Annotated in this window: 10 protein-coding genes; 5 read left to right on the top strand and 5 right to left on the bottom strand. The window is 65.8% G+C overall.

Annotated features, from left to right (window positions below):
* Positions 1–4 precede the first annotated feature (4 nt).
* Both OH491_RS12740 and OH491_RS12735 read left to right on the top strand, forming a co-directional pair.
* A complete protein-coding gene (locus OH491_RS12740; protein WP_068770925.1) occupies positions 5–451 on the top strand; it encodes a hypothetical protein in 447 nt (148 codons plus the stop codon).
* A 142-nt stretch (positions 452–593) separates the two neighbouring features.
* Positions 594–1,412, top strand: coding sequence for a hypothetical protein (locus OH491_RS12735; RefSeq protein WP_068770926.1), 819 nt, complete (start codon positions 594–596; stop codon positions 1,410–1,412).
* Between the two features lie 192 nt (positions 1,413–1,604).
* On the opposite strand, the gene OH491_RS12730 is transcribed toward OH491_RS12735, so the two are convergent.
* The 4 genes from OH491_RS12730 to OH491_RS12715 all read right to left on the bottom strand — a co-directional run bounded on the left by OH491_RS12730 (position 1,605) and on the right by OH491_RS12715 (position 5,390).
* Positions 1,605–2,138, bottom strand: coding sequence for a gamma carbonic anhydrase family protein (locus OH491_RS12730; protein WP_068771170.1), 534 nt, complete (start codon positions 2,136–2,138; stop codon positions 1,605–1,607).
* A gap of 136 nt (positions 2,139–2,274) precedes the next feature.
* Positions 2,275–2,952 (bottom strand): hypothetical protein, encoded by a 678-nt coding sequence (locus tag OH491_RS12725; RefSeq protein WP_068770927.1) that lies wholly within the window; start codon positions 2,950–2,952, stop codon positions 2,275–2,277.
* Positions 2,949–3,887, bottom strand: a complete 939-nt coding sequence (locus OH491_RS12720) for a PfkB family carbohydrate kinase (RefSeq protein ID WP_068770928.1) — start codon at positions 3,885–3,887, stop codon at positions 2,949–2,951. The genes OH491_RS12725 and OH491_RS12720 overlap by 4 nt, the downstream gene beginning before the upstream one ends.
* A 126-nt stretch (positions 3,888–4,013) precedes the next feature.
* Positions 4,014–5,390 carry an MFS transporter gene (locus tag OH491_RS12715; protein WP_068770929.1) on the bottom strand — a complete coding sequence of 459 codons (1,377 nt, stop codon included), beginning with the start codon at positions 5,388–5,390 and terminating at the stop codon, positions 4,014–4,016.
* 43 nt (positions 5,391–5,433) lie between these two features.
* On the opposite strand from OH491_RS12715, the gene OH491_RS12710 reads away from it, so the two are divergent.
* Entirely contained in the window at positions 5,434–5,976 is a 543-nt protein-coding gene (locus OH491_RS12710; RefSeq protein ID WP_342751050.1) for a DNA-3-methyladenine glycosylase, read from the top strand.
* Between the two features lie 17 nt (positions 5,977–5,993).
* On the opposite strand, the gene OH491_RS12705 is transcribed toward OH491_RS12710, so the two are convergent.
* Positions 5,994–6,911, bottom strand: a complete 918-nt coding sequence (locus OH491_RS12705) for a phosphoribosylaminoimidazolesuccinocarboxamide synthase (protein ID WP_068771171.1) — start codon at positions 6,909–6,911, stop codon at positions 5,994–5,996.
* Positions 6,912–6,985: 74 nt separating this feature from the next.
* On the opposite strand from OH491_RS12705, the gene OH491_RS12700 reads away from it, so the two are divergent.
* Positions 6,986–7,243 (top strand): hypothetical protein, encoded by a 258-nt coding sequence (locus OH491_RS12700; protein ID WP_068770931.1) that lies wholly within the window; start codon positions 6,986–6,988, stop codon positions 7,241–7,243.
* Between the two features lie 458 nt (positions 7,244–7,701).
* The gene (locus OH491_RS12695; RefSeq protein ID WP_068770932.1) at positions 7,702–26,244 is read left to right on the top strand and encodes an autotransporter-associated beta strand repeat-containing protein; all 18,543 of its coding nucleotides are present in this window, start codon (positions 7,702–7,704) and stop codon (positions 26,242–26,244) included.
* Position 26,245 lies beyond the last annotated feature (1 nt).

The following is a 26,245-nucleotide window of genomic DNA, read 5'->3' as shown; positions in this document are numbered from 1 at the left end:
CATCATGAACACAATCGAACATTCACCGTTTCGTGTGTTGCGCGAGTGTCAGGCCCGCTCGGCGCGCGAGCAGCAAATCCTCTCGGGACGCGACTGGCTTTTTGTCAGCGCCCTCGTGCAATTCCTGACTGCGCTCTACCCGCTTTATTTGTGGGTGACTGAGCTGATGCTGGTGCATCACGACGAGACCTCCGCGCCCCCCGCCCACACGCAAAAAATCGCCTGCGGTATGCTGACCGTGAGCGTGATTCTGCTGCTCCTCTGGTGGTGGGCGAAATTCGCGCCCTTCCGCGCCGCGTGCGCCGCGTTGGTGTTCTATCTCATGCTCCAGGGGCTCGCCGCCTTTTACCAGCCGCAGCACATGCTCGACGGACTCGCCTCGAAAATCCTCGTCCTGCTCGGGCTTCTCATGGCCGTGCGCACCGGCTACCGCCGCCGCCATTCGGCCTGAGAAGATGTCATGCATATCTTTCCTCTTTATTCTTTCTCTTTCCTCTTTCTCCCTTTCCTCCGCCCCGGTTCTTCCTTGGAGAGAAAGAGGAAAGAGAAAGAATAAAGAAGAAAGATAAAAAAGTCACAACCCCTTACACATTATGAACAAATCAGCGATTCTCCAAACCGAAACCCCCGACATCACGCCCGACAGCGGCCCAACCTGCCGCGGCGGCATACGGGTGGCGTTTTATTCCATCGTCGCGCTGCTCGCGGGCGTGGCCTCGGCGGCGCTGCTCACGCGGCACGTTTCCGATTACGCGTGGATTCTCGCCGTCGTGTTTCTCGGCCTTGCCGCGCGGGGATTCTGGAGCGTGTTCTCCGCGTGGCGGGCCACGCGTCACGACGCTCCCTATTCCCATTCCGTGCTCGCCGGCGAACTCGGCTTCGACCTGCTTTGCACCTGCCGCGATGTCGTGGCGGCGGCGTTTTTCCTGCCCGATTCGACGCCACGCGGCGGCACGATGCGCCTGCTCGTGTTTTTGGAAAACTATGCCTCGCGGCACCGCATCGTGAACCTGCGCCTGGGCCATCTGCCCGGCATTGGCCGGCCCGAGGCGACTATCACGCGCCTGCACCTCGCAGCCGGCCAGGCGGCGGTGTATTGCCTGCCCGTCCGCGTGCGCCCCGACATCACGCCGGGCAACCATCATCTCTCCGTGCGCCTCTGGATGAATTGTCCGACCGGCGCGGGCCAGCGGCTTCCCGGTTCGCGTCTCCACATGTTCGACACCCACATGATCCGCATCGCCGCGCCGTTCGACGTCGCGGCGAACACGGTGCCCGACGCGGAGGCCGGCGAGGCTTTGCCGGAGGCGCGCTACATTTCGCTGGCCTCGGTCAGTGAAGAGGAGCCGCGCATGGGCAAACTCCACGCGATCGTGGAGGAATCCGCGGCCCGCGAACTGGTGGAGGTGTGATACCAATCATACCATTTGCGAATGCAAATCACATTATGGAAGCCGTTAATGGTAGGGCGAGGCGTCCCGCCGAGCCGTGTGAATCGCTCGCGGCTCGGCGGGACGCCTCGCCCTACCTTGATAAGTCTATAAAGGGTTTGGAAATGGCATAAGGACGGCACGGAAGGCGCGTCTTTCCTAAAACGGGCCGTCCTACGCCTTGCGTTCCGCGGCGGCGTGAGCGGCGGAAACGTGGACGTATTTCTCGGCCCAGCCGCGCAGTTTTTTCTGCTCTTCCTCGCTGAGCTGGCGGACGACCTTGGCGGGGGCGCCGAGCACCATGGAGCCGGGCGGAATCACCGTGCGCGGCGTCACCACCGCGCCCGCGCCGACGATGCTGCGCGCGCCGACGCGCGCGCCGTCCAGCACGGTCGCGCCCATGCCGATGAGGCACTCGTCCTCGATGGTGCAGGCATGGATGATGGCGGCGTGGCCGACCGTCACCCAGTCGCCGATGATGGCGTCGAGGTCGTCGGCAAGATGGACGACGCAGTTGTCCTGGATGTTGGAACCCTCGCCGAGCACGATGCGGGCGATGTCGCCGCGCAGCACCGCGCCGTAGAACACGCTGGATTTCGGCCCGAGCGTGACATCGCCGACGACGGTCGCGTTGGCGGCGACCCAGTTGGCGCGGGCGGTGTCGGGCGTTTTGGCAAGATGAGCGGCGAGACGTTCCTGGACAGTCATGATGCCGCAAACTATCGAGCCGAGCCGCGCCGCTGACAACGCCGGACTTGCCACGCGTCACTATCGACAAAAAAAGCCGCGCCTTTGCAGGCGCGGCCGGGATGGAATTTTTGCAGGACGCGAAGCGAAGGGCGGCTCAGTTCGATTCAGCCGCGGCCTTGAGGGATTGCTCCATGTAGTAGTGCGGCGCGCGTTTGTAGTCGCTCGGCAATCCGGCGCTGATGGGCAGTGTGCGGCGGCTGGTGGCGGACGAGGAGGCGACGGAGGACCCGCCCGCGCGGCTGGCCTCGAGTTCCTGCTGTTGCTTGAGCGCGGCGAGGCGGGCTGCCTCGCGGTCCGCGGCGGCGGCTTTCTCCTGCTCCAGTGCGGCGATCCGGGCGAGCGCCTCCTTGCGGGATTGCTCGGCGGCGAGCGCGGCCTTTTCGCGTTCCTCGGCCTGGCGGCGGGCTTCGCCGACGGCGGCTTCTTTTTCCCGGGTGGCGGCCTCGCGCGCGGCGAGGGCGCGGGCGGCCTCGGCCTCGGCGACCTTGCGGGCGGCCTCGGCCTGGGCTTGCTCGGAACGGAGGCGGGCGATTTCGGCGGCGGCGGCGGCGGCCTCGCGGCGCGCCTTTTCCTCCGCGAGGCGGGTGGCCTCGGCTTCGGCGGCGGCTTTCTGGCGAAGCTCGTCGGCCTGCCGGGTAAGCTCGGTTTGTTCTTGCCGGGCGCGTTCCTCGGCGCGTTCGCGCTCGAGATTGGATTGATAGCTCTTGTAGCCAAAAAAGGCGCCGACCAAGAGCGCGATGACTGCCAGGACGATAAGTAGTGTGCGGTTCATGGTGTTGAAACAGACCTTGGGTTGGGGAGTTGGTTCAAGTCGAAATCAGCGACGCCGGGACTTGCCGCGTTCGCTGCAGAGTAAGGCAACGCGAAAGAGAGCGTCTTTGCGAGCGATTTTTCACGATTTATCAACAGGCTGTGAAGAATGCAGGCAAGGAGCACGTCGCCCGAGCCGGTGGGGGAAATTTCGCGCACCGGCGGCGGCAGGAGGCTCGCGGGCGGCGCGTCCCCGGCCTCGGCAAACCAGACTTCGCGGGGGCCGTCGCTGATGATCCAGCGGCGCACGGCGGGATGGCGGCGGCGCGTCTCCGCGAGGAGTTCGGCGGTGGGGCGCGCGGCGCCGCCGGCGCCGGCAAGCTGGATGAGTTCGTCGCGGTTGATCTTGATCAGCCCGGCGGGTTGCCCCACGGCCCACGTGAGCGGCGGGCCGTAGGCATCGACAAACAATCGTCCCGCCGCGGCCCAGCGCGCCAGCGTGGCGCGCAGAACCTCGCCGCCAGCGGCGTCCCAGCCGGGAAAGCTGCCGCAGAGCGCGAGGGCGGTTTGCGCGTCGGGGAGCCGTGCGTCGAGCCACGCGGCGCAGGCGGCGAGCGCCTCGGCATCGGGCGCGGCATCGGGGCCGAGAAAGGTCGTTTCGGGCTGGCCGGGCGCGCGGACGACGGTGCCGGTGCGCGTGGCGGCGTCCGTCCGGAAAATGCGATGGCCGATGCCGCTTCCGCGCAGCCACGCGGCACATTCGTCGCCGGGCGCGCCGCCGGCGAAGCAGAGCGCGGTCGTGGGCGCACCGAGGCGTGCCAGCATTTTGGATACATTGACGCCCTTGCCGCCGACCTGGAACGAGGCGTGCCGGGCGCGCTGGGTCTTGCCGGGCCGCCACGCGTCAAACTCCAGCGTGCGCTCGGCCAGGAGGTTTCCGGTGAGGGTGAGGATCATGAGGGGGAAGTGGCGAGTGGAGGAAATAAGAAGTGACAAGTGGCAAGTGGCAAGAAACAGCGGCGCGTTGCGCCATGCGGAGGATGCACCGCGACGGCGCGGTGTCTTCTTATTGCCTGTTGTTTGTCACACTTTCTTCCGCCGCCGCACAAAGACATGGTCGACCAGGAAGCCGAGGCCGACCATGGCGCTGAGGGTGCGGATGTTTCGCATCGCGCCAATGACGTTGGAGAGCGGGCGCGAGTTGACTTCCTGCACCCGCATGAGCAGCAGGCAGCCGAGGATCGCCATCACGGGTTGAATGAGAAATAGGCCGTGAAACACGATTATCGGATCATAGCCGGCATGGAGCAGCTGCTCCAGCAGCACGCCGCCGATCATCGGGGCGATGGCGGTGACGAGCGCGGTGACGGCGAGGTTCAGGCTGATGGCGAGGGTCTTGGCGGCGCGCGGGATGATTTTGAGCTGGATGGCGAACAGGCTGAGCGCGAAGCCCGCGCCCATGACCCCGCCAAAGGCCCACATGACATACAGGATCCACGTGTTGGACGGGTTGAGAATGCACCAGAGCAAATTCTGGAGCTGCCACGCGATCATCGCGAAAAGCATCACCGGCCTGTTGCCAAAGCGGTCGGCCAGCGCGCCCCACGCGGGATACGACACCGCGCCGCCGATGCTCGAGAGCACGACGAGAAAACTGATGTCGGCCAGCGAGAGCCGCAACTGCTCCAGCATGAACACCGGGTAAAACGGCCCGATGCAATTCGCCGCGAAACCCCACACCGCGCCATACGCGACGAACCACTTGAACGGCGAGCAGCGCGCCAGCTCCGTGAACTGCGCGCGCCACGGCAGGCGGCGGTCGCCGCCTTGCGCGGGCGCGAGCCCGGCGTGCGTGCGGTATTGGGCGACGACCGACAGAATGCGGAAAAACACCGCCACGCCGATCAACACCTGGAAGGCCCGCACCGTGCCGCCCATGCGCGCGAGCAACTGCCCGGTGACGAGCAGAAACACGAGTTGCACGATCTGGTTGAGGCGGTTGCGCAGGCCGAAGTATTTCCCGCGTATCCGCATCGGCACCCATTCCTGGATCCAGGAGGTCCAGCTCACCGCCGCCATCGCGGTCGCTGCCGCCGACACGGCCAGGAGCAGCAGGAACCAGCGTCCGGTTGCCTCCGGCTCGTCCGGCGGCAGCAGGCCGATCGCGACCGCCAGCGCCGCCCACGCCGCCCCCTGCGTGAGGGCGGAGACGATGGACACCGAGCGCGGCGGCAGGGCGCGATTGATGAACGGCATCAAAAACGCCTGCACGAAATTTCCCCAGAACGGCAGGGAGCAGATCAACCCGTAGATTTCCGGCTGCAACCTGAACTGGCCCGTGAGCAGCGCCGCCACGATGAAATTGCTCGGCAGCACGAGGTAGCAGATCGGCATGGCCGCGAGACCGTCGTAAGTGCATAGACGCAGGTTGCGATGGAGCAGGGAGGTGCGCGCGGGCATTGCGTTGGATAAAATTGTGTGGAGACTGGCGACTCAAAGCCCGATGCCCGTGCCAATCAAAGCCAAAGTTGTGCAAAACAGAAGCACCGCCGCCATCGCCCGCGATTTGCTCGGCCAAATGCTGGTTCGCCGTCATCCCGACGGTCGCGTGACGCGCCACATCATCACGGAAACCGAGGCGTATCACGGGGAAACCGATCTGGCCTGCCACGCCAGCAAAGGTCGCACCGCCCGCACGGATGTGATGTATCGCGCTGGTGGCCTGTGGTATGTGTATCTTTGCTACGGGGTCCACGAAATGCTGAACCTCGTGACCGGGCCGGTGGGATTCCCCGCGGCGGTGCTCATCCGCGGTCTGGCCGACGTATCCGGCCCCGGGCGTCTGACGCGCGTCCTCGGCATCGGGCGGGGGCTCAACGGGTGCTCCGCGCTGGACGAGGCCGGCGGATTATGGCTGGAGGAGCGTCCCGCCGGGGCGCCGCGTGTGTTAAAAAGATGGATACAAACGACCCCGCGCATCGGCGTCGCCTACGCCGGCCCCGAGTGGGCCGGCAAGCCGTGGCGGTTTGTGCTGCGGATGCCCTGACCAAGGGTGGGCGGGTTTCACCCGATCAGGTTCTTCAGCGCGGCCAGGTATTTTTCCTGGGTGCCGCGGATGACCTCGGCGGGAAGGGCGGGGGCGGGCGGCTGCTGGTTCCACTTGATGGCGAGCAGGTGGTCGCGGACAAATTGCTTGTCGTAGCTCGGGGGCGACTGGTTCGGCGCGTAGCGGTCGGCGGGCCAGTAGCGGGACGAGTCGGGCGTGAGAATTTCGTCGATGAGCACGAGGTTGCCGGCGGGGTCGGTGCCGAATTCGAATTTCGTGTCGGCCAGGATCATGCCGGCGGCGGCGGCCCTGTCATGGCCGAGTGAATACAGCGCGAGGCTCGCGGACTTCGCTTTTTCGTAGAGCGCGGCCCCGACGGCGGCGGCGCCCTGCGCGTCGTTGATGGGTTCGTCGTGCGCGCCTTTTTCCGCTTTCGTGGTCGGGGTGAAAATCGGCGCGGGCAGGCGGTCGGCTTGGCGGAGGCCGGCGGGGAGCCGGATGCCGCAGACTTCGCCGGTCTTCTGATACGAGGACCAGCCGCTGCCGACGAGGTAGCCGCGCACGACGCATTCGATGGTGAGCGGCTTGAGTTTGCGCACGATCATGCTGCGGAGCCGGAGGTCGCGGTCGGCGATGCCGCGCCGGGCGAATTCGCCGGGCTGGTCGGGCAGGAGGTGATTCGGGATGATGCCGGCCGAGGCGGTTTGCGCGAACCACCAGTTGCTGATTTGCGTGAGGATGATGCCCTTGCCGGGGATGCCGTCGGGCAGGATCACGTCGAAGGCGGACAGCCGGTCGGTGGCGGCGATGAGGAGCGCGTCGCCGAGATCGAAGATCTCGCGGACCTTGCCCGAGGCGATTTTCGGGAAAGGGAGTCCGTCGATGGACGTGACGGCTTTGGCTGGAAGGGCGGCGGCGATGTCGGCGTAGGTCATGGCGGTGGTGATGATGGCGAACATTCCGTCAGTGTCAGAGGGATTCAACCTGAAAAAATTCCGCGCGCTTCGCCATGCACCGTTTGAAGGCGGCGCACGACACCCAAACCGGGGCAGCGCCGATTTTGGGTGTGGTTGCGATTGATAACAATGGAGGGGCGGCACAAGCGGTGCCGCCCTTGATGATTTTCGTGGTGCACCAGCATCTCATCATGTTGCGAAACGGATGCACAATAAATAATATCGCCAATAAAATAAGTATATCAATGGCGATTATTTTGTTAGTCTACCATTCGTATGCGAATTATATTGGGAATGTTTGTAATTCATAATTTTTTAAAGAAATTTCTTCATTTCATAATAAAGATTTGACATGTGTCAAAAATCCCCTCGATTGTCGCCATAAATATGCATTTGTAAGGTGTTATATCGTTCTTTCCGACCATTTGCTTGCAGCGCGGCTTGAATGCCATCGCGGCTGATGCGGGTAGTGTGATAAATTTCATCAGATGCTATAACTTATATCTATATCAATCATTTAGTTTACTTTATAAATCGCAGTATAATTACGCATGGCGCGATAAACATATGCAGACTCACGCAAAATGTGGAGACATGGAGGGACTGGACAAGGTCACCATTTGATACCGGCGAGGTGCATCTGTTGGCCATGTTTCGCCTCTCCCATGCGCCGGCGCAGTAGCCGCACAGATTAATTCTATAAATGGTATGATGTAATCCGCTTAATTTTTTATCTAGCAAGGCCCTTGCTTCTTTTTGTAAAAATCTAATGAATATAAAATTCATCCCCGCTACACTTGCCGCCCTCGCACTCTTTCTCGTCGTGCCAGCCCCGTGCCTCACGGCCCAGTCCACTTGGCAGACCCCCGGCGGCACTTGGTCCGACGCCTCCAACTGGCTCGGCGGCGGCGTTCCGAACGCCCCCGGCGATATCGCCATCTTCAACGCCCTCGCCGTCCCCGGTGACAAGACGGTCACCATTAGCGGCTCGATCACGCTCGGCTCGCTGCTCATCAGCGGACAGCAGGGCACCGAGACCGCCACCAATCTCGCTTTCAACGGCGGCCTCATTGCCTTCGACAGCGGCGGCGCTTCCTCCGCCATCTGGCGCGTGGAGAACAACCACCATGTCACCGTCTCCTCGACCATCGCGCTCGCATCGAATCTCGGCGTCTTCCTGGCCGACCCGGCCGACGGCTACCCTTCCACCCTCACCCTCAATGGCCCCGTCGACCTCGGCGCGCATACCCTCGATATCAGCACCCTCTTCCAGACAGCCACCGCCGCCATCACCGGCGCGATCACCGGCGCGGGTGGTTCCGTCGTGAAAAACGGCGTCGGCGTCCTCCGCCTCGACAGCACCAGCAACACCTTCAACGGCGGCTTGCTCCTCAACGGCGGACGCACCGAGACCACCCTCGCCGGCGGCGCGGGCGGCGGCATCACCCTCGGCGCGCTCGCCGCCGGGCAGAACAACCTCGGCATCGGCGACATCGCTCTCACCGGCAACGCCGCCGTCCTCCAAATCCTCACCTCCGCCGCAAACCAGACCGTCCAACTCTCCGGCCATGCCCTCACCCTCGCCGGCAACTCCCGCGTGGACATTCTTAAAGACGCCACCAGCCACACCGGCGGCGCGTTCATCCTCAACGGCGGCACCCTCTCCGGCGGCGCGACACCTGCCGCGTCCGGCACGCTGCGCCTCGGCGGCCTTGACCTCGCCTACCTCTCCGGCACGATCCTCAACGCCCCCAACCTCCTCCTCGAATCCGGCCCCGGCGCGACCGCGACCAGCATCCAGCGCATCAACGGCAACGGTTCCGCCGCCGCCATCACCGGCCTCGGCGACATCACCAAAACCGGCCCCGGCTCGCTCGTCATCGGCAGCGACATCACGCTCCTTTCCGCGCAAAACCTCCTTTTCCGCTCCGGCACGCTCGCCCTCGGCGCGACCGCCGATCTCGCCCTCTCCGGCACGCTCGCCCTCGGCATCACCGGCACCGGTGCGCTCACGCAGGAAGTCATCCTCGGCAAGTCCGGCCAGTTCGACACCGTCGCCAGCATCGCCGTCCTCGACGGCTACCAAACCGCCTTCGATACCTACTACAACGTCGCCACCCTCCGCCTCAACAGCACCGACCAGACCCTCCGTAACATCACCGTCGGCAACCTCGCAGCGCTGCTCATGGACATGGGCGCTCCCGGTTCCGCCAGCACCCTCACCCTCGCCGGCGCGAACACCGGCGACATCAACATCCTCAACTGGGAGGGCAACCCCGACGGCCTCCTCGGCGGCACCGCCGTCCGCGACGACATCCTTCGCCTCACCGGCGGTGTCAACCCCTCCGACGTTTGGGTTTACGGCTTCGAGAAAGGCGTTACCGCGATCGGCGGCGGCCTCTACAAACCCACCACCTTCATGACCGGCACCTGGACGGGCGCGGCGAACAACAACTACTTCGACTACCGCAACTGGGGTTCCGGCGCCAACATCGCCGGCATGGAAATCCCCAACCACCCCGGCGCGATCGTGCGGGTGGATCGCGCTCCCGGCAACGCCAACATCAACATCACCGGCACCGTTACCGTCGGCCAGTGGCTCATCAACGAAAGCTACAACGGCGGCGGGCCGAGCGGCGGCACCGTCATCTGGGACACCGGCGTGTCCGGCTCGGCGGCGGCGATTATCCAGACCACCACGAGCCCCTCGACCCACTTGGACCGCACCATGGGCGCGTTTGTCCTGAAGAGCGACCTGATTTGGGATGTGGGCCGTGCCTCCAGCATGATGCGGGGCATCGCCGGCACCATTTCCGGCAGCGGCGCGCTGATTGTCCGGGGCTACGGCCATTTGACCAACGCCAGCTCTTACACCGGCGGCACCGTTCTGGAAAGCACCGGCTGGCTCGGCATTATGGGCACGGCCAACACCGACCTGCACGCCCTCGGCTCCGGCACCCTCACCATCCTCGGCGGCAGGATCATGGGCGGTGGCAACAGCACCGACCGCGCCACGACCATCGTCACCAATCCCCTCGCCATCGAGGGCAACTTCACCGCCAGCTACATCACCTTCGGCTACGGCGGCGATGTCGTCCTCACCGGCACCCGCACCATCACCGTCAACGAGGCCGCGCAGAACATCAGCTACGGCCGTTCGGTCACCTTCAGCGCCACCACCAACCTCGTCGGCTCCGGCGGCCTTGCCAAGGCCGGCACCATGGGCGCGCTCTACCTGAACAGCGGCGGCAACACCTTCGAGGGCGGCCTGTTCCTGAATTCGGGCTACCTCTACACCGAGGTTCGCTCGGGCGGCCTGGTCATCGGCGCGCTCGCGCCCGGCCAGAATTACCTCGGCAGCGGCTCGATCAACATCAGCGGCGGCGCGACGTTGTGGAACAGCCTCGGCGGAAACTTCGCCGAGCTGCGCGGCACCGTGGTCGTGAACAACGGCTACCTCGGCTTCTACAGCAACGGCACCGTGACCCTGCAAAACACTGGCACCCTCGTCACCCAGGGCGGTGGCGGCGGCCTGACGTTCCAAAACGCCATCACGCTCATCAACAACGGCGTCACGCTGGCCGGCGCGCCGAACCTGACCTTCAGCACCACCGGCTCCAGCGCGATCACCGGCCAGGCGCTCACGGGCATCTCCACCCTGTCCAAAAGCAATATCGGCGACTTGTGGCTGTCCACGACGGTCTCCGCCAACGCGCTGAGCATCAGCGGCGGGCAGTTGATTTTGAACCAAAGCGGCAACGGATTCGGCACCGTCAACCTCGCCGGCGGCCAGCTCCGCGCCGGCACCACCACCGCCAACACCCTCGGCGTCCTGCGCCTGACCGGCAACGCCGGCATCTACATGGAAAAGGACAGCGTGCTGACCTTTTCCAGCCTCAGCGGCACCTCGCCCAGCGATTGGACGCCCGCCATGCAGCTCAACCTCGCCAACGACGACAACGACTGGAACTACACCGGGCACCTCGGCGTGACCAACAACTACATCTACATCGGCAACATCACCGCCGGCAACGCCGGCAACTACGCCGCCCAGCTCGACCGCATCGCCTTCGCCGGACGCGCCCCCGGCGCGATATTCCTCGCCGATGCCAGCGGCACGAAATACTATCTCGCCCCCACCGGCGCGGCGATTGACGAGTGGAGCGGCAACATCGGCGACGACTATACCGGCGCCACCTGGAACTCCGCCACCAACTGGGCCAGCGGCCACGTGCCCAACGCCCCCGGCGCCTACGCCGGGATCCGCGACATCGACCAAAAACTCGACGGCAAAACCATCACTGTGGACGGCGCGTTCAAAGTCGGCACGCTGGAAGTCTCCAGCAACAACGCCCGCATCATCCTCTCCGGCGGCACACTCGCCTTCGACAATGGCGGCAGCCCCGCGCATCTGAACACCAGCAACGGCAATCTGCTCACCATCAACAGCACGCTCCTGCTGGAGGACGACCTGCTCATCGAGAACTTCAACCATTACGACTCCTACAGCCGCACCGCCCTGAACGGCCGCATCACCGGCGACGGCGGCATTGCCTACACCGGTTATGCCAGCAGCGCTTACGGCCTGATTCTCGGCACCACCGAGGCCGGCGGCACGAGCACCAGCGACTTCGCCGGCGGCTTTCGCTTCATCGGCAGCGCCGCCACCGCCGCGCTCGCCAGCAACATGCCGGTCATCCGCATCGGCGCCAACGGCACGCTCTTCGGCACCGGCACGCTGACCATCGGCGACGGCACGCCCGGCCTCTGGTATGGCCTCCGCCCTGGCTCGCAAGGTTCCAACGACGTCACCGGCGTCACTCGCGACGTGACCGTCGGCGCGCTCGAAATCAAGGGCAATATTTTCTTCGGCCAGACGCTCGAAAACAACGCCAGTTCGCTGTGGCTGCGCTCCCCCGGCACCGGCTTCATCGCCTCCGGCACCTGGGAGCTCAACGGCAACGGCGCGAACAGCGGCGCCACCCACAACGGCTACAGCACGCTCGTTTTCGACCTGCCCCTGGCCGGATCGGGCGCGCTGAAGGTCGCGCAAAAGTCCAACGTGCGCTTCCTCGGCGACAACTCCGGCTGGAGCGGCGGGCTGATTGCCGGCGCGCAATTCAGCAACGTTTACGTCGGCACCGACACCGCGCTCGGCACCGGCAAGGTCACATGGCAGAGCGGCGACGCGGCGATGTATGTCGTCGGCGGCACGCGGACGCTTTCCAACCAGTTTCAGTTTACCGATTACTTCAAGCTGTATGGCGGCGACCTGATCTTGGATTACGTCGGCACCAGCACCATGACCAGCTTCCGGCCCAGCATTGAGAACAACCGGACGCTGACCTTCACCGCCGGCCACCACCTGGCCGGCACCGGCAATCTGACCGTGGGCTACAACGGCTATGGACAGGCGGGCACGCTGGTGCTGCTCGGCAGCAATTCCTACACCGGCAACACCTATCTGGATGTCGGCACGCTGGCCGTGGGCGACGACCACGCCATCGGCACCGGCACGCTCTTTGTCCGCAACTCCAACTACGTCACCACGCTGGCCTCCAGTGCCCGCGCGGTCACGCTCGCCAACCCGGTGAATTTCACCAGCACCAGCTACACCGAGGCCCGGTTCAACGGCGCGGCGGGACTGCTGACGCTCGCCCCGGCCCTGGCGCAGGCCTCCACCCTCAACTCGTTCTACACCCTGACCATCACTGGCGGCACGGTGGCCTTCGGCGAAAACCTCTCCTTCACCGGCAACGGCGGCCTCATCAAGACCGGCGTCGGCACGCTCTGGCTGGAAAGCAACGCGAGCGACTACACCGGCAACACGCAAATCGTCCAGGGCACGCTCTCGGCAATGGCCGGGTCGGGCAACATCACGCTGGGCAAATACGTCCTCGGCGAAAACTACTTCGGCGGCGGCGGCCACGTGACCTTCGTAAGCGGCAACTACAACCGCACGCTGGAGCTTGTCTCGACTGCCACCGTGACCCTCGCGGGCAACATGAACTTGGTCGGCAACAGCGACGCCTACCGCGCGAACGTCAACGTCACCGGGCAATCCGGCACGCTCGCCGGCAGCGGCGTGGAAACCCGCCTGAACCCCGACGCGGTGATGACGGTCGCCGGCAACCAATACGGCTGGCTGAACATCGCCGGCAACCTCATCAAAACCGGCGCGGGCAGCGTCGGCATCACGGGCGGCAACATCAACGTGCTCGGCGATGAATTCCATCTCGCCGGCGGCGTGGTGTCCTGGCAGGGCGGGCAAATCTTCACGAAGAACCTGAACATCACCGGCGGTAGCCTTGAGCTTTACAACGTGAATTCCCCCGGCGTGGAAAAGCTCACCCTCTCGAACGGCATGCGGCTGGAGGTGATGCCCGGCTACGAGGCGACCCTCTCCAGCGCGCTGCTCGATATCGGCACGGGCGGCGGCATCCTGGACCTGAACGGCGGCGGAGTGCTCACCCTCGGCGGGGCGGCGGGCGCTTGGCCGGGCTCGCTGCTGGTGGACAACTGGGCCGGCGAGCTTGCCGGCGGCGGCGTCACGCGGCTGCAATTCGCGAACGCCGCGCCGTCGGGCGCGCTGCTCGGCTCGATCACGTTCCACGACACGCGCCCCGGCGTGCAATACCTGCCCGGCGCGCGCGCGACGCGCAACTACCTCGGGTTGCTGGAGCTGGTGCCCATCGGCACCGGCGCGGAATGGAGCGGAAGCAACAACACGAACATCTGGCATGTGAACCAAATGCTCAACTGGGACCCGAACAGCACGCCGAGCGCGGTGGACGCGGTGGCGCTGTTCGCCGACCTCGATCCCTCTTTGGACGGCAAGACGGTGGAGCTGGCGCAAAACGTGACGCTGGGCGGCCTGGTGTTGAGCAGCAACACGGCGGACAACTACGCGATCTCCGACGGCGGCAACGGCTACGGCCTGACCTTCGACCGGACGGCCGGGGCGGCATTCATCCAGATGACGAACAAGAACTCGGTGGTGATAGACGCGCTGATAAGCCTGAACGACGCACTGGAAATCACCAATGCGGACAGCGGCACGCTGGCCTTCGCGAAAAGCATCACGGCCAATGGGCGTGCCGTGAGCAAGGAAGGCGGCGGCATGGTGGTCTTCGATGCCGCAAACTACTTCACCGCCGGCTTCACCCTGAACGCGGGCACGGTGCGCATGGGTCACGACGGCGCCTTGGGCACGAGCCAGCTGACCTTCAACAACGGCGCGCTGGACACCGGCGGCGTGGACCGCCTGCTGGCGAACAATTACGCACTCGGCGGCACGCTGGGCCTGATCGGCAGCGCGACCTTCTCCGGCAACGGCGCCATCCGCGGCGGCGGGCTCGACATCGCCTCCGCCTCCGACACCCTGACCGCGACGGGCACCCTGAGCGGCACCGGCTCCCTCACGAAAACGGGCGAAGGCACCCTGCTCCTGACCAACGCGAACACTTTCACCGGCGGCTACACCGCCGCCGGCGGCATCACGGGCATCGCGAACAACGCCGCCCTCGGCACGGGCACGCTGACGCTGGGCGGTTCGGGTGGCACGTGCGTCCCGCCCGTGTCTTCCGGCACGGTGCGCCTCGACGCGGACGGCCTGAATCTCGCCAACAACATCATCGCCGGCGGCGGCGAACTCAACACCGGCGCGAACAGCGGCACGCTCAGCGGCGTCATCAGCGGCTCCCGCGGCTTCGTCAAGGGCGGCTCCGGCACGCTGACGCTCACCGCCAGCAACGCCCACACCGGCACGACCGCCGTCCGCGCCGGCGCGCTCGTCGCCGCCGGTGCCGGCGCCTTGGGACGATCCCTTGCGTCCCTTGAGTCCCTTTCGTCCCTCGTGCTGACCTTCACCAGCGGCACGATGGACAACACCCTCGCCGGCAGCGGCTCGCTCATCGTCAGCGGCACCGTCGCGCTCTCCGGTTCCAGCGGCGGTTACACGGGCAACAGCCTCGTCCGGTCCGGCGTGCTGACCATCGCCGGCGACGACGCCCTCGGCACCGGCACGCTCACACTGAATGATGCGACCACGCTCGCCTACAACGACGGCATCACGCTCTCGAACGCCGTGAACGTGCTCGCCTCCGGCACGTTTAACGTCGCCGGCGGAACGGCGACGCAATCGGGCGTCATCAGCGGCGCGAACATGGTCAAGACCGGCGCGGGCAATTTGACGCTCACCGGGAACAACCCCTACACCGGCACGACCACGGTGAACGGCGGGGAATTGCAGATCGGCGACGGCGGGACGAGCGGCAGCATCCTGGCGATGACGGATGCGGGCAAGACGGTGAACGTGGACGCGGGAGCGTCGCTGGTGTTCAACCGCGGCGACACGATTGCCTACAGCGGGACGATTGCCGGCAGCGGCACGGTGGTGCAGCGCGGCGGCGGCGTGCTGCTGTTCGACGGAGTGGAGCAGAAGCACACCGGCGGGAGCGTGGTTGAAAGCGGCACCATGAAAATCGCCAACGGCGGGGCGGTGGGCACGGCGGCCACGGTGGGAGTGACGGACGTGGTGGACATCCGCGAGGGCGCGGTCTTCCACCTCGGCGAAAACGGCGGCAACTACGGACTGGTGAACACGCTCGAGGGCGGGGGCACGCTGGTGGTGGACCTTGGGGAGACCAGCCACGCGAGCGGGACCTATGACTTCAGCTTTGCCAATACCGCGGTGAAGGCCGCGCAATACGGGCGCGACTTCCACGGCGCGGTGGAGATGCGCCACGCCGAATACGAGATCAACCAGACGGCGGAGGCGTTCCTGAACGCGGGCACCTCGTCCTTGCGGACGAAGGACGGCAGCTACGGTTCGCTCCTCGCGAACAGCGGAAGCGCACGCCGCATCGAAGGCGGGGTGGACTTTGCCGGCGGCGTATTCCAGTGGAACTTCGACGGCGCAAACAATCCCGTGGCCTACCTGAGTTCGGGCACGATCAACATCAGCGCGGCGACGGAGTTCAGGCTGAACCTGCAAAACACCCTGCAAGCCAACACGAGCGGAACGCAGACCCTGGCCTCGCTGTTCTCGACGGTGGTCACCGGCGCCGACTCGCTGCTCTTGGGCAAGAGCGACATGGACATCCTCGGCGCGATGAACTGGGCGAACCTCAAATACTCCACCAACAACGGGGCATCGTGGAACAACCTGACCACGCCGATGCGGCAAGGCATCGGACAAAACGGCGCGGAAGTGGGCAAGGGCGTGTTTGACTGGACCGCCTACGAGGCGACCGGAACCAACAGCCACGACCTGCGGGTGGGTTTCGCGCTCGACCAAATCGAAATTTTCCAAGCCCGGACGCTCGAAGTGGCGCTGGGAACCGGCGACTCGAACAACGCGTTCGGCATCGCGCTGACGGACTACATCCACAACGCGGCGGACGGCGCGGCCTACAGCGGCTCGGCCGGCTCGGGCAACGTGCGCTACAGCGACGTGAGCAACACCGGCACAGGCATCCGCCTGAACGCGGCGAACAGCTACACAGGCACGACCTTCATCAGCGGCAGCACGACCCTGGTCGTGACGAACAGCGAAGCCCTTGGCAGCGGCACGCGCCACACGGTCATGGTGAGCGCGACACAAACCGGCGCGGTCCTGAACCTCGGCGGCAACGTGACCAATGTCGGCGGCGTGCAAATCTCCAATGGCGGCCAGATCAACCTCAACAACGGCGTGCTGAACATCCGGGACAACACCTCCGGCCAGCCCGGAGTGACGGCGACGGCAGCCGGCGGCGGCACGGTATCCGGCAACAACGCGCTGACGGGCAGCGGCACGCTGAACCTCAACTTCGGCCACCTGACCGTCAGCGGCACGAACGCGAACCTGCACGGCACCGGCAGCATCGCGAACAACGCGACGGCCAGCCTCGACAGCGTGTCGGGCCTGGGCGACAGCGCGCTGAATGTCAGCGGCCTGCTGGAATGGGTCGGCGCTACCGGCACCAATTTGAACAATATCAGCGGCACCGGCATCGTCAGCGCGACCAGCGCGGCGAACGTCATCCTCGGCGGCAGCAACAGCGCCTTCAGCGGCACGTGGACCATCGCGGCGGACAGCGCGCTGAAAGCCACCGGCAGCACGAGCCTCGGCGCGGGCAAAGTGAATGTCAGTGGCACCCTCATCACGGGAGCGCGGGCTTTCCAGCCCGCGGATTGGACGCTCAACACCGCGAACACCATCAGCGGCACCGGTGTGTTGCTGAAGCAAGACGCAAGCACGGTGACCATCACGCACGACAGCGGCACTGCGGGCACGCTGCTGGTTAACGGCGGCACGCTGGCGTTCACCAACAACGGCAAATTTACGACGACCGGCAGCGCCGTCAACGACAGTGCGCTGGCGATGAGCGGCGGCGCGCACCTCAACGTCGGCACGTCATATCGTCAATCCGCCGCCACGCTGACGGTGGACACCGCCGGGCGCAACGCGACCGACAACTACATCACCGCCGGCACTGCCACCATCGGCGGCACGCTCAACGTGCTCAACTTCGCGTCGTTCAACAACAGCGGCAGCGCCTCGGGCATCGTGGCCAATAACGGCCTGCAATACATCCTGAGCACGACCGGCGGCACCATCAGCGGGACGTTCGCCACAGTGACCGGCGTTGACCAGTCGGCGCAGGATTACCTCTACGGCGGCGGCCAAATCATCAACAGCGGCAGCACCTACGCGGTCGGCTACGGCCTGCGCTGGTATGCGGCGGACGACACGATTAACAGCGGCACCTTCACCATCGACGGTGGCAGCACCTTCGTGATTGACGCCCTGCCGACCCTCAGCGGGCAGGCCGGCGTCGGTCTGGTCAACGTCGGCGGCACCCAGTTCGGCTGGGACGGCAAGTCCCTGACCAAGCTCGGCGAGGGCACGCTGACCCTGAGCGCGACCAACACCTACACCGGCACGACGCTGGTGCGGGAAGGCGTGCTGAACATCACCGGCTACGTCGGCGGCACGGCGGGCGTGGTGGACGGCGGCACGGCCACCGTCAGCGGCGGGGTGTGGAACACCGGCGCGCTCGCAGTCGGCGTCGGCGGCACGGGTGTCTTGAACCTCGGCAACAGCGGCACGCTGGTCACGGTCGGCGCGGCGTATCTGGCCAGCCCGAATTATCGCGTGCAAATCGGGCAAGAGGCCGGCTCGTCGGGCACGGTCACGCTGACCGGCTCATCGGTGTGGCTCAACCATTACGCGGCGGACTCGCGCCTCACGGTCGGCGGCTTCGGCGACGGTGGGCTGTCGGTATCCGACGGCTCGCGGGTGGAGACCGACCGGCTGAATATCGGCACCGGCCCCGGCAGCACCGGCCTGGTCACGGTCAGCGGCAGCGGTTCACAGATTCTCACGCAGGGCAGTGTCGTCAGCAAGACCACGTTGACGGTGGGGGCGAGCGGCAGCGGGCGGCTGGTGATTGAAAACGGCGCGGAAGTGCGCTCGGCGGCGGCGTCCATCGGCGGCTTCATTCTCAACGAACAACCCTATCTCGGCGCGACGCCGGGCGAGGGGACGGTTTTGGTGACCGGCAGCGGCTCGCGGTTGAACGTGACCGGGTTGCAGCTCACCGTCGGCGACGGCGCGACCGGTTTGCTGGAAATCACCGACGGCGGCGCGTTCACCGGCACGGGCAACACGGCGGTGTATGTCGGTTTAATCGGCTGGAGCGGGGCGCAGACCAGCGGCAGCGCCACCAGCGCGTCGGGCAGCATCAGCGTGAGCGGCGAGGGTTCCTCTTTCAGCACCGGCGGTGACATTTACATCGGCATGGGTCATGGCTACGCGCTGCCGGCGGACCCGGCGGCCTACACCGGCAGCGGCGCGCTGACGGTGGGCAACGGCGCGGTGATAAGCGGCTCCGCCAATTTGATCGTCGGCAACGGCACGGAGGGCACCGGCACGGTCAGCGTCAGCGACGCCCGCCTGCAACTGGGTGACAGCGTCATTCTCGGCGACGATGGCGGACGCGGCGGCATGACCGTCAGCGGCAGCGGTGTGGTGACGGCGGGCGGCACGTATGCACAGAACGCGCAAAGCACGCTGACACTGGACGTGGCGGGCCGCGGCGCGAACGACGCCTTTGTGTACGCGAACACGGCGACGGTGGGCGGCACGCTGGCGGTGACCAGCGCGACCGGTATCAGCGGCACCTACGCGACGGCCAGCGCGGTGGCGAACAGCGCGTTGCAGTATCTGGTCACCGCGACAGGCGGCGTGATCAGCGGCACCTTTGCGACCATCACGGTGAACGGCACCAACAACCACGCCATCAACGCGGCGCTGCCGGACTACCTTTACGGCGGCGTTTATAAGACCACCACCGGCACCAGCTACGTCATCGGCACCGGCCTGCGCTGGCTGGCGGACGCGGCCAACGGCAGCGGCACGTTCACGATTGGCAGCGGCTCGACCTTTATGGTTGACCTCGCCCTCAGCGACACGATGGGCGCGGGCAGCTACGCCAGCGACTGGGATGGCAAAACTTTGACGAAAGCCGGCGATGGCCTGCTGCTCGTCACCAGCAGCAACACCTTCAGCGGCGGTGCGCTGGTCAGCGGCGGCACGCTGGAATTGCGCAACCTCCACGGCGCGGGCAGCGGCACGGTCGGCGTCAGCGCGGCCGGCATTCTGAATTTGAGCGGCACCGGCGCTTACGCGAACCACACCACCGGCGGCGGCACCGCGCTGGTCAGTGGCAGCGTGAACCTCACCGGCGGCAACAGCATCAACAACTGGCTGGTGACCGGCCGGGGATTGGTGACCTCGCAAACCAACCTCGGCAACAGCGGCAGGGTCAACCTTGACGGCGGCAACCTGACCGTCAGCGCCAGCACTTGGACGTTCATCAACTCGCTCACCGGCGACGGCACGCTGACGGTGGACTTGGCCAGCGGCGGCACGTTCAACTTCGCAACGTCAGCGACGAACACCACCGCGTTCAGCGGGACCGTTGACGTGAAGACCGGCTTCTTCCAACTGGACAACATCGCCGCGGGCGTGGCCGTCAGCGCCACGAGCGGCACCGGCATCATGAAGAACGCGACGCTTTCGCTCGGCGCATCCGGCACGACACTCGCTGACAGTGGCACATATTTCCTCGGCGGCCTGGCGTTCGAGGGCGGCGTATTGAAGATAAACATGGCCGACGCCGTCACCACCAGCGGCTCGCTGACGGCGGGCGATTTGAGCGCACCGTCAGCGAGCAAGGTGCAACTGGACAACTACAACTTTGTCAGCCAGAGCACGCCCGGCGGGCAGGACTTTTTCTACCAGGACACCGGCACCGTGTTCGCCACGCTGGTCAGCGCCACCGGCAGCGTCAACGACGCCGGCGCGCAACTGGCCTTGCAAAACTTCAGCGGCAGCGCCATCGGCAGCGTGAACGGCGTCAGCGTCAGTCAGAACGGCGGCGCCAGCGGCACGGCGAAGTATGATTACACCGGGCAGGTGCTCGACGACGGCATGCACAAGGGGCTGTACATCACCTACGGCTTGACCGAGCTGTCCGCCAACAGCGGCACGTTCATCACCGTCAGCAACGCAGGCACGCAGGACGCGGACAACCGGCTGACCGCGAAGCTGACCGGCAGCGGCGGGTTCGTGTTCAACGGCACCGGCGCGTATGAAATCGGCAGCGCGGCGAGCGATTACAGCGGCAGCACGCACATCGCCAGCGGTGCCTTTGTCGCCTACAGCAACAACGCCACCGGCAGCACCAGCCTGCTGGACAACGACGCGACCTTCGACTTGAACGGCAAGACGCAGACGGTCGGCGCGCTGGACAACAGCGGCGTGCTGAACTTCAACAACGGCACGCTCACCATCAGAGGCACGACGGGCAACAGCACGTCAACCGGCACGCTCGGCGGCAGCGGCGCGCTCATCGTGCAAAGCAGCACGCTGACCGTCAGCGGTTCGAACAACACCACGGTGAGCGGCACCATCAACAATGGAGCGGCGATTGTCGTGAACAACGTCAGCGGCTTGGGCATCGGTGCGATTACCGACAATGGCGCGTTCATCTTCGCCGCCGCCACCGGCACGAACGCCAACACCTTCAGCGGCACGGGCCTCGTCAGCGCGACCGGCGCGGCCAGCGTCGAGCTCGGCGGCGCGAACAGCGCGTTCAGCGGCACATGGTCGATTGCGGGTGACAGCAACTTCAAAGCGATCACCGCCGACAGCCTCGGCGCGGGCAAAGTCACCGACAGCGGCACGCTGACACTGGGAGGAATGACGAATTACGAATTACAGATGACGAATGAGATCAGCGGCAGCGGCATGCTCGTCAAGGAAGACGCGAATACGATCACGATCAGCCACAGCAACGCCTACACGGGCAACACGCTCGTGAATGCCGGCACGCTCTCGCTCACTGCGCAAAACGCCATCGGCACCGGCACCGCAAACGTAACCGGCGTGCTCAATCTCGCCCTCACCGGCACTTTTGCCAACAACACCATCGGCACGGGCACGGCGCAACTCAGCGGCGCGGGCGTGGCGGTCACGGGCACAAACAGCAGCTTCATCGGAGCGTGGAACGTGACCGGCAGCGGCACGATGACCGCGCAGCAGAACCTCGGCGCGAGCGGCACGACGAAAGTCAACATCGCATCGGGCGGCAATCTCGCGCTCATGGACATGGGCGGCGGCTACGAGTTCAACCAGCAGCTCACCGGCGCGGGCAACCTGCTCGTCGGCAACGCCGGCGCCTTCGGCTTCGGCACGGCGACGGGCACGGCCTTCACCGGCACGGTGCAACTGCAAAACAACACCTTCACGCTGACCGGCAGCAACCTGGTCAACGCGACGCTCAACATCGACGTGAACAACAAGACGACCGTCGCGACCGGCACGCAAAATGTCGGCAACCTGACGCTCACCAGCGGCACGATCGCCTTCACGCTCGACGCCAGCGGCACGGCGGCGGCAGGCATCGTGAACACTGGCACGCTCTCAATGAGCGGCTCGACAGTGGTGATGGTGGACACGGGCAGCTTCGGCCAATCGCTCCCGCTGTTGCAACAGGATGAAAGTCGCGACATCCAGCTCATCGCCGCGACCGCACACACCGGCGCGACCCAGGTCAGCGGCAGCAACCTCGTTGACCACAATGGCAACGAACTGACGAACGCCACCCGGCGCGACATTATCCAAAACAGCGCGACCACCGCAAGCGGCACCTACAACTTTGCCGCGACGGTGAGCGGCAGCGGCCTGTGGCTGGGCTACGAACTGGTCGCGCTGGAACTGCTCGCCAGTCAGACCACGGTGCTCAATGGCGATCTGACCAGTCCGCTTGGTGCGGATGAACTGCACGCGCTCATCAGCGGTTCGGGCAATCTGCAAATCAGCGCGAGCAATGCCATCAGGCTCAACAACGCCGGCAACAGTTATACCGGCACGACCTTCGTGACCAGCGGCACCCTCGTTTCCGGCACGAACAACGCACTGGGCCACACGTCATGGCTCGCGATCTCAAACACCGCCGCCTACGACCTGAACGGCAAGACGCAGGCAATCGGCGGAGGCCGGATCGACGGGACCCTCGCCGGGTCGGGCAGTCTGGGCATTGCGGGTCTCGCGACCATCACCAGCACCAACGTAAACTTCACGGCCAATGTCGGCGTGAGTGGCACGACAATCCTCGCCAACACCGACGCAATCGGCCGCACCGGCACGGCGTGCGTCGCGACAAACGCCGAACTCCAACTCGCCGGCGCCACCGGCACCCTCTCGAAACCAATCGACGGCACGGGCATCGTCAGCGCGACGAACGCCGCGAACGTTATTCTCGCCGGCACGAACACCTTCAGCGGCACCTGGCAAATCGCCGCCGGCAGCGCGCTGAAGGCCACCGGCAGCGCGAGCCTCGGCACGGGCAAAGTCACCGACAGCGGCACGCTGACACTGGGAGGAATGACGAATTACGAATTACAGATGACGAATGAGATCAGCGGCAGCGGCATGCTCGTCAAGGAAGACGCGAATACGATCACGATCAGCTACAGCAACGCCTACACGGGCAACACGCTCGTCAACGCCGGCACGCTCTCGCTGACCGCGCAAAACGCCATCGGCACCGGCACGGCAAATGTGACCAGTATGCTCGACCTCGCCTTCACCGGCACGTTTGCCAACAACACCATCGGCACGGGCACGGCACAACTCAGCGGCGCGGGCGTGGCGGTCACGGGCACAAACAGCAGCTTCACCGGAGCGTGGAACGTGACCGGCAGCGGCACGATGACCGCGCAGCAAAACCTCGGCGCGAGCGGCACGACGAGAGTCAACATCGCATCGGGCGGCAATCTCGCGCTCATGGGCATGGGCGGCGGCTACGAGTTCAACCAGCAGCTCACCGGCGCGGGCAACCTGCTCGTCGGCAACGCCGGCGCCTTCGGTTTCGGCGCGGCGACCGGCACGGCGTTCAGCGGCACGGTGCAACTGCAAAACAACACCTTCACGCTGACCGGCAGCAACTTGGTCAACGCGACGCTCAACATCGACACGAACAACCGGACTGCCGTCGCGACCGGCACGCAAAATGTCGGCAACCTGACGCTCACCAGCGGCACCATCGCCTTCACGCTCGACGCCAGCGGCATGGCGGCGGCAGGCATCGTGAACACCGGCACGCTCTCCATGAGCGGCTCGACGGTGGTGATGGTGGACACGGGCAGCTTCGGCCAATCGCTCCCGCTGTTGCAACAGGACGAAAGCCACGACATCCAGCTCATCGCCGCGACCGCGCACACCGGCGCGACTCAGGTCAGCGGCAGCAATCTGGTTGACCAGAACGGCAGCCAGATCACCGATGCGACACAACACGGCATTGTCCAAAGCAGCGCGACCACCGCGCTGGGCACTTACGACTTTGCGGCCACGGTGAGCGGCAGCGGCCTGCACCTCGGCTACGAACTCATCGCCCTCGATCTCATCGCCGGCCAGACCACCGTGCTCGACCACGACATCGCCAACGCCGTGCTCGCCGGTGCCGACGAGCTGCACGCCCTCGTCAGCGGCTCGGGCAACCTGCAAATCAGCGCCAGCAGCGCCATCACGATCAACCACGGCGCCAACAGCTACACGGGCACGACCTTCGTGACCTCCGGCACGCTCGTCACCGGCAACAGCGGCGCGCTCGGGGGCACGTCCCTGCTGGCGATCACCTCCACCGCGACCGCCGACCTCAACGCCACCGCGCAGACCGTCGGCGCGCTCGACAACGCCGGTGCGCTGCTCTTCAACGGCGGCACGCTGGCCATCAGCGGCAGCGGCGGCAACAGCACGAGCGGCGGGGTGCTCAGCGGCAGCGGGGCGCTGGTGGTGCAAAGCAACACGCTGACCATAACCAACGCGAACGCCGGCCTGAGCGCGAGCACGACCATCGCCGCCGGGGCGACCGCCGACCTCAGGCACGTGGCCGGCCTGGGCAGCGGAGCGATCACCGGCGACGGGACGCTGCGGCTCGACATCGCCCCCGCGAACAGCGGCACGCTGGCCAACGCGCTTTCCGGCTCGGGCGTCTTCATCAAAGCCAGCAGCGGCACGGTGGCGATCACGACGGCTAACCCCGGTTTCAACGGCTCGGCCCGCGTGCAAGGCGGACGGCTCCTCCTCGAAGACCTCATGGCGCTCAGCGCCGCCGGGGTGGACGTGAACCCCGGGGCGACCCTGGAATACCGCAATGTTTCCGGCACGCTGGCCAACACGGTCAACGGCTCCGGCACCCTCGCCATCACCAACAGCGGCACGCTGGCCATCGCGCACGACAACGCCATCGCGAACAGCGTGCTGGAAAACGCGAAAGTTTACCTCGGCGCGACGCAGGCGCTGGGCGACGCCGCCGCCCGCGTGCGCGCCGACAACCGCTCGGAAATCTGGTTCGCCCTCGACGGCGCGCGCCTCGGCCATGTGACGCTCGACGGCGCGAAACTCGGCTTCATCCACGCCGGTACCGGGTTGTTCAAGACCGGCACGGTGGCGAGCCTGGCCGGGAGCAACGCGAGGCTGGAGTTCAACGTGGACTTCACCAACGTGTCCGGCACGAATGCCCCCGCTGCGGTCGCCAACCACCTGGCCGTGACGGGCAGCAGCGCGGGTGCGTTCACCGTGAGCGTGAACGCGTTGGGGGGAGAACCGAGCAGCGACGAGACAGCGATCCCGCTCATCACCGATTTGAACGGCGCGGCGGTTTACCAGTTGGAGGGCGAAAAGATCACACTCGGGCTGTCGGAGTTTGAGTTTGCGAATGGAGCCGCGGCGGACAGCACGCTGCCACTCAACCCGGGTACGTGGTATCTTTACAGCACGGGCCTGTCGCAGGCGGCCGACGCTATCATCGACACCGCCGCGCTGATCGGGCAGGACTGGCACTACTCGCTGGACGCGCTCTATCTGCGCATGGGCGACGTCCGCGCCGAACTGCTGGCCTCTGCTTCAACTTCAACTTTCAACTTAAACTCCGATGCCTCCGGCATCGGCGGCAACGTCTGGGTGCGCAGCCGCGGCTACCGGCTCAACGCCGACAACATTCTGACCGGGCGCGGCGTGGAGCAATACGCCTACGGGGTGACCGCGGGCGGGGACAAAGCCTTCGCGACGGAGAGCGGAGTGAACCTGCTCGGGGCGTTCATCGACATGGGGCGCATCACCCGGGACTTTGGCCGCAACAGCGACGGCGAGACCGGCAGCGCCTCCGTGGGCCTTTACGGGACGATGCTCAAAACCAACGGCTGGCACGCCGATCTCGTGCTCAAGGCCGACCGCTACAAGCACAGCTTTGAAGTGAGCACGGTGAACGGCCGCCCCGTGCGCGGGCGCTACAACAGCGAAGCCTTTGGCGCGTCGCTGGAAGTGGGCCGCCGCCTTGAGCGCGCCGACGGCTGGTGGGTGGAGCCGGTGGCACAGGCGGCGGTGGCGCGGCTGACCGGGGCGAGCTACCGCACGACGCCGGCAAACGTGGCGATCGCGGTGAAGGTGGACGACGCCACCGCCGCGCAGTATCGCGGGCAGGTGCGCTTTGGCCGGCAGTTCAGGGACACGCGCTGGACGCCCTACGGGAAGTTCGGAGTGGTCAGGACGGACACCGGCGGCGGAGAGATCACCGCGCACGAGCGGCGGTTCGACCCTGCGGCGCTGGGGCTGGACGGCTGGCGGGTGGAGTTCGGCTTTGGCACGGGCTACCGCCTCAACGACCTCAGCCAGTTGTATTTTGATTACGAATACGGCCGGGCCGCCCATTACGAGCGCCCCTGGTCCCTCAACCTCGGCTACCGCCGGCTCTGGTGAA

It is taken from the genome of Termitidicoccus mucosus, from assembly GCF_038725785.1.
GTDB classification, from domain to species: Bacteria; Verrucomicrobiota; Verrucomicrobiia; order Opitutales; family Opitutaceae; genus Termitidicoccus; species Termitidicoccus mucosus.
This window is presented reverse-complemented; position numbering and strand designations above follow the sequence as displayed.